Genomic DNA, 9,538 nt, shown 5'->3' with positions numbered 1-9,538 from the left:
ATTATAGCAATTTAATATACCAAAAGCTTTATAGCATAAGGTTAAGCGACGAAATGTGTCATATGGCTTACGCCAGTTACTTATATCCTCATCCTGAACGATGAGGTTTTACGCTCCATCGGATAAAAATAATCGACGTTGATCATTGGTCTAGCCATAGCTGCGGTCATGGTCTGTATAAGCTTATCTAAAAACATGATTTTGTTTAATTAATGCTTGAGCCTATATTTCGTCTAGGAAAACTATTGAGACAAGGCAAATGACTGTAAACAACCTTATTTATGTCCAGGCACAAACAACATGGCAGTCTGGTGTGCAATCTATTAGTCAAATTCGTGACTTCGCACCAGTAGTAATGGATGAACCTGTTGTATTAGGTGGGAAAGATAGCGGTGCCAACCCTATGGAGTATCTGGTTGCTGCCTTAAATGGGTGTAAAGCAGTAATGATCCCACTCATTGCTAAAGAATTAAATTTTAAATTCAGCGCACTGCGTTTTGATAGTCAGGGTACAATTGATTTACGAGGATTGATGGGGGTTGAGGGAGTTTCTCCTCATTTTCAGCAACTGAGCTTTACTGTATATATTGAAACAGAAGAATCAGAACAACGCCTGATTGAGTTGCAACAGGCAGTTGCAACACGTTGTCCTGTATATAACTTGCTCAAAGATGCTGGGGTAAAACTGAATACGCAATGGGTTCGTCAAGCGCAAGCCATCGCGGTCTAAGCGAAAAACAGACTCGTATCTCAAAACTGAACAGCATGTCATAAAACAACCCCATAAATTGAGTTCAACTTATGGGGTTTAATTCAACTGCAATTAGCAATCTGCACTTTTTCTAGCTGTGACCGCAATGCAATTAAGCTGCGTGATAGCGTTCGAGTGACAAGCCTTCGGTGCTAATTTCAGGAGTGTGATTGAGCACGATATCACTCATTAACTTACCTGAGCCACAAGACATGGTCCAACCTAGCGTACCGTGACCTGTATTTACAAATAAGTTGTTATACGGTGTTGCACCAATAATTGGTGTACTGTCTGGTGTCATTGGACGTAAGCCTGTCCAAAACAAACCTTTTTCGATATCACCGCCTGGGAATAGATCTTGAGTAACCATTTCTAGCGTTTCACGACGTGGTTGTTTTAAACCTAAGTTAAAACCACTGAGTTCAGCCATACCACCCACACGAATACGTTGATCAAAACGAGTAATCGCAATTTTGTAAGTTTCATCAAGGACAGTTGATTGTGGCGCAAAGTTAGCATCAATAATCGGTAAAGTCAGTGAATAGCCTTTCACAGGGTAAACAGGTAGATTGAGTGATAAAGGTTTTAAGAAATCACGTGAATAACTACCAAATGCCAAAACATAACGATCTGCAGTTACGACTTCGCCGTTGACCACAACACCTTTAATGTCATTGCCTTCAACTACAAGTTTCTCTACATTCTGGTTGAACTTAAATTCAACACCCATGTCGATCGCGATTTTCGCCAACGCATTACTAAATAAGTAGCAGTCGCCAGTTTCATCATTAGGTAAGTGTAAACCACCTGTGAGTCGGTCTTTTGCGTGTTCTAAGGCTGGTTCAACCTTAGCAAGCTCATCTGCAGTTAATAACTCATGGTCAACGCCACATTCTTTAAGTACAGCAATATCGCGTTGTACTGCTTCAATTTGTGCATCGTTACGGAATACTTGTAGTGTACCTTTACTACGGTGTTCGTATTGGATGCCAGTGTCTTGACGTAGCTGACGTAAGCAGTCGCGGCTGTATTCTGCAACACGAGTCATACGCTCTTTGTTGATTGCATAGCTTTGTGGATTACAGTTTTTCAGCATTTGTGCCATCCACTGTAGTTGCCACATACTGCCATCCATATTAATGGCAAGAGGTGCGTGATGCTGGAACATCCACTTAACTGCTTTGAATGGAATACCCGGTGCTGCCCATGGTGTTGAGTAGCCTGGAGAAATTTGTCCAGCATTGCCAAAGCTTGTTTCTTCAGCAGGGCCAGCCTGACGGTCAAGTACAGTAACTTTGACCCCTTGTTTAGCAAGAAAGTACGCTGTGGTGATGCCAATTACGCCACTTCCCAAGACCATGACATGCATATTGAATTCCTTAAACCGTTTGGTTAATTCGACTAGTATATTGTGAGTCTTGTAGTTAATTTAACTATAATTTAAGCTATTCTTTGGTTGATTCATTGTATTTGTCGTGAAAATTGTCTAAAAACAGAGGAAATGATATGCGTAAATTAGATCGTATTGATTGCATGATTTTAGATATCTTGCAGCAAGATGGACGTATTGCGATTAGTGAGTTAGCTCATAAAGTAAATCTTTCCACGACACCTTGTTCAGAGCGTGTGAAGCGTTTAGAACGAGAAGGAGTGATTACTGGTTATTATGCGCGTGTTAACCCTGCATATGTAGATCGTAATTTATTGGTCTTTTTGGAGATTAAACTGTCTGCAAAATCAGGTGATGTATTTGATCAGGTTGCTAAGAACCTAGCTGAAATTCCAGAGGTTCTTGAATGTCATTTGATTTCAGGGGAGTTTGATTATCTAGTGAAAGCTAGACTCAAAGAAATGGGAGCATATCGTAGTTTGTTGGGGGATTTATTAAAAAAACTACCCGCATCGGCGTCTTCACATAGTTATGTGGTTATGGAAGAAATTAAGGAAAGCCTCTACATCAAGGTCAATTAATAGATGAAGTGCATTGCGTGAAGTGCGTACTCAGTGAGTAGCTAAAATATGAATGCAATTGGTTTGCTCCATTTAATGTGTTGTTTAAATGGAGCAAGGTTGGATTTGACTTACCAATCGTAGCGCAAACGGAACATATGCATGTCTGGTGTGTTCATGGTGTCTGAGGTATATAGACGTTCGTAATCAAAACCAATACCGTGATCAAAACGTACAGCTACACCTACGCCATTATCTTGACGGTAGAAATCATCACCTTGAGTATATTTTAAGTAGTTCCCCATTACATAAGGGCGGATGGATTGTAAGCCATGATGTGCAATTTGGAAGTTATAACCGAGATAATATTCAACTCCATAGGCTTTAGAGTTTAAATACTGCTTGGCCTGCTGCGCAGTGGGTAAATCAAATGCACTGTAATTCGGTAGGGTGTTTTTATACCAACCGGCACCAGTACCTGCGAGCCATTTCCCGTCAAAATAAAATAAAGCAGTTGCTAGAACTTGTTGAGAAAAATCATGTTGTTCATCGTCATATTGTAATGATGCTCGGTTGTGTTTCCATGACGTTGCCCAACTTAGTTCTTTATTTAAATGTACATCAATTGCCAACTCCTCACCTGATTTACGCTTATAGGGTAAGGACTCATCTTCGAATAAATAGGCAGCGTATAGATCTGCATACTCATTCTTTTTCTCATAACGAAGCATTTTACGTGCAGCTTGAGTACCATCTACATACGCAAAAGGGCTCCATGTTTGTGCTTGACCAATCGTATCATAATCCCAAAGATCGGTTTTACTTCCAACAACATCATAGTAAACACTATATTGTTTACCAAACTTTAGCGTACCATATTGTTTGCTGCTTAAACCAAAATAGAGCTGTTCTGTCCTAATTTTTTCATCTTGTTCAACATAATGTCCGTCCCAGTCTAAAATTTTTGCTGGATTGATAAAATTTTGATAACCACTAATGAGATTTAAGTCATCGTTAATTTTATAGTCTGCGTCAAGATATATTCGGCTTCCAGCACTATAACCATTACGACGATATTTTTGGCCTTCATTTGAGGCATCATAGTGGTCAAAGTTAAGTGCTTGTAATCTTAAACTACCATGGCTAGTCAGCTTAAAGTTGTCATGATCGTTGAAGATGTGATCTTTATTTACCAGTTCAACTTCTGCAACCACATCTGTGGATAGCAGTGTACAAAGCGCAATAGAGCATGCGCCAACATAATGATGGAGTTTAGTCATTTTTAAATATCCATATTTAAATCGAGAGAACTAATCCAATTTCCGTATATTGGATTAAACCGTTAGTGCAAATAATGCTGAAAGTATTGGTCTAAGATGGTGTAGTGGTTTGTGTCTGGAATGAAAGCAAATTGCACTTGATCACCATCGAGTGCATGACGTTTTTTAAAGTATTGCTGGCTTTGCCAACGTAGAGCGGTTAACTCATCATCACCACAGTAAATTTCATAAGGTTTATTTACTTTATCTGAATGAAGATAAGGGCTTAAATGTTGTATTTCCCACTCATTCAATTGCAATGCTTGATTGAGTGGTGTTTGTTGGATTGGTTGTAAATCATAAATCCCACTGAGTAATACAGCACGATTCACCCGTGGATGATCTAGCATAACTGCAGCCAAGTGTGCCCCAGCTGAATGCCCAACCAAGATCAGCTCCTCCGTCATCCAGGGTTGTTGTGTGATAAAATCAATAGCTTGTTTTACTTGCTTAACAATGTCGGTCAAACTGACTGTAGGGGCTAAGTCATATTCGAGCAGCACACATTGCATCTGCTGCTCGATAACATAGGGTGTAATAAAAGCAAAGTCTGATTTATCACACCATTGCCAATAACCACCATGAATAAATACGACAGTCTTTTTAGCAGCCTGAACAGGAAACAGATCTAAACATGTACGAGGAGCTTGGGCATAAGAAATACCTTGAATACATGGGTAGTTCTGATAACACTGTTGGCTCCTTTTTTGAAAGTCTTTTAAAATCTGTTCTTCATTAGCAACCGTTGTAGCATTGTCATAATTAAGCATCATAATGGTTACTCAGACACTTGTTCTTGTTGGAGAGCCTGACGTTTTGCAACTGCCTTTTTAATTGTATAAGACAGGATTAAGACCATCAGGAAAGGGATGCCAAACTGTAATGTTGATTTAAACTCTGCTGTAAACCAAGTGGTTATAATAATGCTTAGAATCGCAATTAAACCGAATATGGAAATGAACAGACTACCTGGGATTTTAAATTTTAATTCAGTTTGAGTTTGACGTAGGTGCTTCCTAAAAAATAGGTGTGTACAGAAAATACTTCCCCAAGTAAAGAGCGCGCCAAACATTGAAAGTGCAATCATGATTGGAAAGGCGGATTCTGGATTTAGGGTATAAACAATACTGGCAACACCAATCCCTATAGCAGATAACAATAAAGCATTAATTGGAACGCCATTGGATGCAAGTCGGCCAAAACGTTTAGGTGCATCACCTGCGCGAGATAGACTAAAAAGCATACGTGTTGAGATATAGAGCATACTATTCATTGCTGACAATGCTGCAACAATAACAATAAAGTTTAAGATACTGTCCGCAAAGGGAATACCAACAATTTGCATGACCATGACAAAGGGGCTTGTTGCATCTTGAGCAATTAGGCTTGTCCATGGCACTAAACTTACAATTAAAAATAATGAAAGCAGATAGAACAGAACAAGACGAATCGCCGTACTTTTAAATGCATATTTGACTGCTTTTTCAGGATTGGCAGCTTCACCTGCTGCAACCGCAATCATTTCAATACTGAGATAACTAAATATCGAGATAATTACGCCCAGCCAGATGCCACGAAAACCGTTTGGAACAAAGCCACCATGTGAAGTTAAGTTGTCTATGACATGTGCACTAGGAGAGCTTCCTTGAGTTAAAATTCCTATGGCCAATAAAATAAAGACAATAATGGCAAAGACCTTAATGGTGGAAAACCAATATTCAACAAAACCAAAGGCCTTTACACTATAAGCATTTACGAGCAGTAGGGTTAAGGAAAAGAAGGCAATCCAAATCCATGCATCAACATGAGGAAACCAAAGTTTCATATAGTCTGCTACTGCTGTAATTTCGGTACCTACCGCAAGTACAATGCAGGCCCAATAACTGTAACGAACCAGAAAACCAGCCAAAGGATTCATATAGTGCTCAGCATATGCACCAAATGAACCAGAGGTAGGGTGTTGAACCGTCATTTCAGCTAAACAAGCCATAAGGGCAAAAGCAATGAGACCACCTATTGCATAACTCACAACAACTGCAGGTCCTGCAAAGCTAATTGCAAACTTACTTCCCATGAATAAACCTGTACCGATTGCGCCTCCAATTGCAATCATGGCCATTTGTTTAGCGGATAGTTGTTTGTGCAAACCAGCTTCGCGTGTTTGTATTTGATCAAAATTATTCATAGGCCCTCCTAGCCAGATGTGCTAATTTTTTTCTGTAATTTTGACTCAGGTCACAGTTCCGCGAACCTGGTATTTTTTGTTGTTCCATTCTGAGTGCATCATGACTTCTTTGAGATGTTGTACAGCATCCCAAATATCTACAAATTTAAGATATAAAGGTGTAATACCAAAACGCAGTACTTCTGGCTCACGGTAATCACCAATAACACCTCGTGCAATTAATGCTTGAATAATAGCGTAGCCGTGTTCATGACGATAACTAACATGACTACCTCGATAGTGGTGCTGTTCAGGTGTGATGAGGTTAAAGTTAAATGCTGAGCATTCCTGTTGCATAAGTTGCATAAATAGGTCAGTCATTTTTAATGATTTCTCACGTATAGACTGCATATCTGTTGCAAGAAAAATATCTAGACCACATTCGATGAGACGCATTGATACAATTGGCTGTGTACCACAAAGGAAACGTCGAATGCCCTGAGATGGCTGGTATTGTTGAGCCATTTCAAATGGTTGTTGGTGTCCCCACCAACCAGACAGTGGTTGCCAGAAACGATTTTGGTGTTTCGGATTTACCCAAAGCAAGGCAGGGGAGCCTGGTCCACCATTGAGATATTTATAGGTGCAGCCAATAGCAAAATCGCTATTACTTTGTTTTAGCTCGATTGGTACAGCACCAACAGAGTGGCATAGATCCCAAATCACCAATGCATTGTTTGCATGGATTTCAGCATTAATCTCAGCCATATCATAGAAATAACCAGTACGATAATTGACATGAGACAACACTACAGCGGCAACTTCTTGACTTTCTAAGTGCTTAGATAAATCATCATTATTTTCGATGAGTTTTAATTGATAGCCTTTATCAATTTGATTAATCAAACCTTCAATAATATACAGGTCTGTTGGAAAAGCATCTTTTTCTGCCACGATGACTTTACGATCAGGAAATTGTTCAGCTTGGATATTGAGTGCTGCTGAAAGTACTTTAAATAAGTTGAGTGTGGTTGAGTCCGTAATAACGGTTTCACCAGCGTCAGCTCCAATTAACTGTGCGACCTTATCGCCTAGGCGAGTTGGTAGTCCCCACCAGTCTGCTGTATTCCAGCTGTTAATTAAATCCGTACCCCATTCTTGAGTTAAGACTTGCTGAGCCAATTGCGTGGCTGATTTGGGTTGAGCGCCTAGTGAATTACCATCAAGATAAATAACACCTTCTGGTAATGCAAAGTGATCCTTAAATTTACTTAGTTGATCTTCTTTGTCCCATGCTAGGCATTGTTCACGATTAATCATATTATCTAACCTATTTAACTTCCTTATTTGTTATTCGATTTTAGCACGTTAAAATTAGCCAAATATTCGATAATATTTGACTAAAAAAGATTAGATTGGGATATTATTTGAAAATAATAGAAATTATAAGGATATTATTTAAAAATGAAATTTGATGCTATAGATCATAAAATACTTAAAATTTTGCGGGATAATGCACGTTTAAGTAATCAGGAGATCGCTGATCTTGTTAATCTATCAAGTTCAGCCTGTCATCGCCGTATTAAGCTATTAGAATCAAGTGGTGTTATTGAAAAATATAAGGCCAAGTTAAACTATGCCAAAATGGGTATTCATATAGAGGCTATTGTTGAAATTAAGCTGGCCCAATTAACTGAGTTGGATCATAAATCGTTTTTGTCTGCCATTGAGCAATTTGAGGAGGTAACAAAAGCATATATTATTACCGGTGAATCTAACTATGTACTCCATGTTGCAACCAAAGATTTGAATGCTTTTTCACAGTTTGTCATTCATAAACTTAATAAGGTAAAAGGAATTACAAATATTAACTCCAAAATTATTTTGGAGAAGGTGATTTAAACAGAGCATAGCTATTAATTTAACTTAGCAAAGTTTCCGATACATCATATTCAATAATGTATCGGTCTAAAGGGAGGGGACCAAGATGCTAACGTTTAAACTTATTGTCCTCATAGACTGTACGCATTTGAGTTGGTCTTTGTGATGGTGATGGGTTTAATTGAGGTTGTGCAGCTGGTATGACAAACCATAGGATTAGGTAAATTAAAATACCAGGAAATCCTGCACTTAATATTGAAATACTTACAAATAGTATACGCAGTAGATTGGCGTTCCAACCAAAGCGTTCAGCTATGCCACCCATAACACCTGCAATCATTCTTTGCTGATTAGAGCGAGATAAACCTGACTGAGCCATTTAATTCTCCTGAATGGGGCGATGAGGATAACGTGATCATGAGACCTCAAAGCTGATTATGAAATCTCATTATTTGTACACGATCTTGTTTTAATTAGATATGGTGATTAGATAAGTTGTTTTAAAGTGAAAAGCACATATAAAATAAGGCATATTGCTATACGATTACTCGGAAATCGAGTAGGTTTTATGTGAACTAACACTAATTTTGTAAAAATTACCTGTGGGTGATTGTCATTATAAAAATGAATACGATATCTTTATCACGTTGGATTTTTTTAAATCAGGGCAGTAAGGCCAAGACATGAGAATTTTTCATAGAAAAACGTGTTCAAACATACTGGTGTTTGGCTCAACTTTATTGCTCCTTGTTAGTTGTAGGCAGAAGCAGGAATTTGATCCGCTACATTTTGTTGAGGGTTCATCCAAAGTAGATGTTGTTGAACCTCAACCAAAGCCTGAAGCTGCGACATTGGCTGATGTGATTAGTCAACCTAATGTGCCCCATAATACTCATCAACCTTTTAAAAACGAAGAGCGTTCCGTTTCTGAGCAGCAATTGGCGTATGTAGGGCGCTATCAAACCACCATGAGCTGTGAGCAAGCACTTATTCATTGTGAGCAAGGTCAGGTGCAATATATTTTAAATCTTCTACCTGATGGTACTTCACATCGAATATTAATACAGTCTGGTCGAGTGTATGCAAAGCATCAAGGTTTGGTGCAGTCCTACCGTCAAGATCTGTGGAGCTTGGATGAAAATAATCATGAGATTATTGTGCACTTACGTGAAGGCCCAGATGTATTTTATAAGATTAATGAACAAGACAATTTGTTAATGGATTTGGATAAGACAGTTAACTACGATGCTCAGAGTCAGCATTTCTTTGGTGTGACATATCCTATGCCAAATTATGCCTATGTATTGGTAAAAAGTAAGCATGAGCCAAATACCCATCATGAGCTACGGCATTAATTCAAATAGAAATAGCACTCTAAGTTAAAGATAAAACGAGGGTGCATTTTTTAGCGTTAATTATTTTAGTCTTGAAATGAAAAAAGCCTATCAAGTATGATAGGCTTTTTCGAATCTG

General features: G+C 38.6%; 10 protein-coding genes. 4 read left to right on the top strand and 6 right to left on the bottom strand.

Features of this window, described 5'->3' with window-relative positions:
- Nucleotides 1-259: 259 nt before the first annotated feature.
- Nucleotides 260-730, top strand: a complete 471-nt coding sequence (locus tag RFH42_RS12310; RefSeq protein ID WP_308975957.1) for an OsmC family protein — start codon at nucleotides 260-262, stop codon at nucleotides 728-730.
- Nucleotides 731-863: 133 nt separating this feature from the next.
- On the opposite strand, the gene RFH42_RS12305 is transcribed toward RFH42_RS12310, so the two are convergent.
- On the bottom strand, nucleotides 864-2,120 hold the full coding sequence (locus RFH42_RS12305; protein WP_308975956.1) for a D-amino acid dehydrogenase: 1,257 nt from the start codon (nucleotides 2,118-2,120) through the stop codon (nucleotides 864-866).
- A gap of 137 nt (nucleotides 2,121-2,257) precedes the next feature.
- On the opposite strand from RFH42_RS12305, the gene RFH42_RS12300 reads away from it, so the two are divergent.
- On the top strand, nucleotides 2,258-2,722 hold the full coding sequence (locus RFH42_RS12300; protein WP_308975955.1) for an Lrp/AsnC ligand binding domain-containing protein: 465 nt from the start codon (nucleotides 2,258-2,260) through the stop codon (nucleotides 2,720-2,722).
- Between the two features lie 110 nt (nucleotides 2,723-2,832).
- On the opposite strand, the gene RFH42_RS12295 is transcribed toward RFH42_RS12300, so the two are convergent.
- The 4 genes from RFH42_RS12295 to kynU all read right to left on the bottom strand — a co-directional run bounded on the left by RFH42_RS12295 (nucleotide 2,833) and on the right by kynU (nucleotide 7,504).
- A complete protein-coding gene (locus RFH42_RS12295; protein ID WP_308975954.1) occupies nucleotides 2,833-3,981 on the bottom strand; it encodes a porin in 1,149 nt (382 codons plus the stop codon).
- A gap of 62 nt (nucleotides 3,982-4,043) precedes the next feature.
- Nucleotides 4,044-4,790, bottom strand: coding sequence for an alpha/beta hydrolase (locus RFH42_RS12290; RefSeq protein WP_308975958.1), 747 nt, complete (start codon nucleotides 4,788-4,790; stop codon nucleotides 4,044-4,046).
- Nucleotides 4,791-4,798: 8 nt separating this feature from the next.
- Nucleotides 4,799-6,205, bottom strand: a complete 1,407-nt coding sequence (locus RFH42_RS12285; protein ID WP_308975952.1) for an amino acid permease — start codon at nucleotides 6,203-6,205, stop codon at nucleotides 4,799-4,801.
- Between the two features lie 45 nt (nucleotides 6,206-6,250).
- A complete protein-coding gene (gene kynU, locus RFH42_RS12280) occupies nucleotides 6,251-7,504 on the bottom strand; it encodes a kynureninase (RefSeq protein WP_308975951.1) in 1,254 nt (417 codons plus the stop codon).
- A gap of 144 nt (nucleotides 7,505-7,648) precedes the next feature.
- Here kynU and gigD point away from each other — a divergent pair, with 144 nt between their 5' ends.
- Nucleotides 7,649-8,086: an Lrp/AsnC family transcriptional regulator GigD gene (gene gigD, locus RFH42_RS12275; protein ID WP_308975950.1), complete on the top strand. Its 438-nt coding sequence runs from the start codon at nucleotides 7,649-7,651 to the stop codon at nucleotides 8,084-8,086.
- A gap of 88 nt (nucleotides 8,087-8,174) precedes the next feature.
- On the opposite strand, the gene RFH42_RS12270 is transcribed toward gigD, so the two are convergent.
- The gene (locus RFH42_RS12270) at nucleotides 8,175-8,444 is read right to left on the bottom strand and encodes a PspC domain-containing protein (RefSeq protein WP_308975948.1); all 270 of its coding nucleotides are present in this window, start codon (nucleotides 8,442-8,444) and stop codon (nucleotides 8,175-8,177) included.
- 304 nt (nucleotides 8,445-8,748) lie between these two features.
- Here RFH42_RS12270 and RFH42_RS12265 point away from each other — a divergent pair, with 304 nt between their 5' ends.
- Nucleotides 8,749-9,420, top strand: coding sequence for a hypothetical protein (locus RFH42_RS12265; RefSeq protein WP_308975947.1), 672 nt, complete (start codon nucleotides 8,749-8,751; stop codon nucleotides 9,418-9,420).
- The last annotated feature ends 118 nt before the right edge of the window (nucleotides 9,421-9,538 follow it).

The organism is Acinetobacter rudis (assembly GCF_031157835.1).
Lineage (GTDB): Bacteria > Pseudomonadota > Gammaproteobacteria > Pseudomonadales > Moraxellaceae > Acinetobacter > Acinetobacter rudis_A.
The sequence above is the reverse complement of the archived record's forward strand: the minus strand, read 5'-3'. Positions and strand labels throughout refer to the sequence as shown.

Bases quoted from the DNA above. Each gene is read 5' to 3' on its own strand.
- RFH42_RS12290 (WP_308975958.1), bottom strand. From the start codon at position 4,790: ATGCTTAATTATGACAATGCTACAACGGTTGCTAATGAAGAACAGATT.
- RFH42_RS12310 (WP_308975957.1), top strand. From the start codon at position 260: ATGACTGTAAACAACCTTATTTATGTCCAGGCACAAACAACATGGCAG.
- RFH42_RS12295 (WP_308975954.1), bottom strand. From the start codon at position 3,981: ATGACTAAACTCCATCATTATGTTGGCGCATGCTCTATTGCGCTTTGT.
- kynU (WP_308975951.1), bottom strand. From the start codon at position 7,504: ATGATTAATCGTGAACAATGCCTAGCATGGGACAAAGAAGATCAACTA.
- RFH42_RS12270 (WP_308975948.1), bottom strand. From the start codon at position 8,444: ATGGCTCAGTCAGGTTTATCTCGCTCTAATCAGCAAAGAATGATTGCA.
- gigD (WP_308975950.1), top strand. From the start codon at position 7,649: ATGAAATTTGATGCTATAGATCATAAAATACTTAAAATTTTGCGGGAT.
- RFH42_RS12285 (WP_308975952.1), bottom strand. From the start codon at position 6,205: ATGAATAATTTTGATCAAATACAAACACGCGAAGCTGGTTTGCACAAA.
- RFH42_RS12300 (WP_308975955.1), top strand. From the start codon at position 2,258: ATGCGTAAATTAGATCGTATTGATTGCATGATTTTAGATATCTTGCAG.
- RFH42_RS12305 (WP_308975956.1), bottom strand. From the start codon at position 2,120: ATGCATGTCATGGTCTTGGGAAGTGGCGTAATTGGCATCACCACAGCG.
- RFH42_RS12265 (WP_308975947.1), top strand. From the start codon at position 8,749: ATGAGAATTTTTCATAGAAAAACGTGTTCAAACATACTGGTGTTTGGC.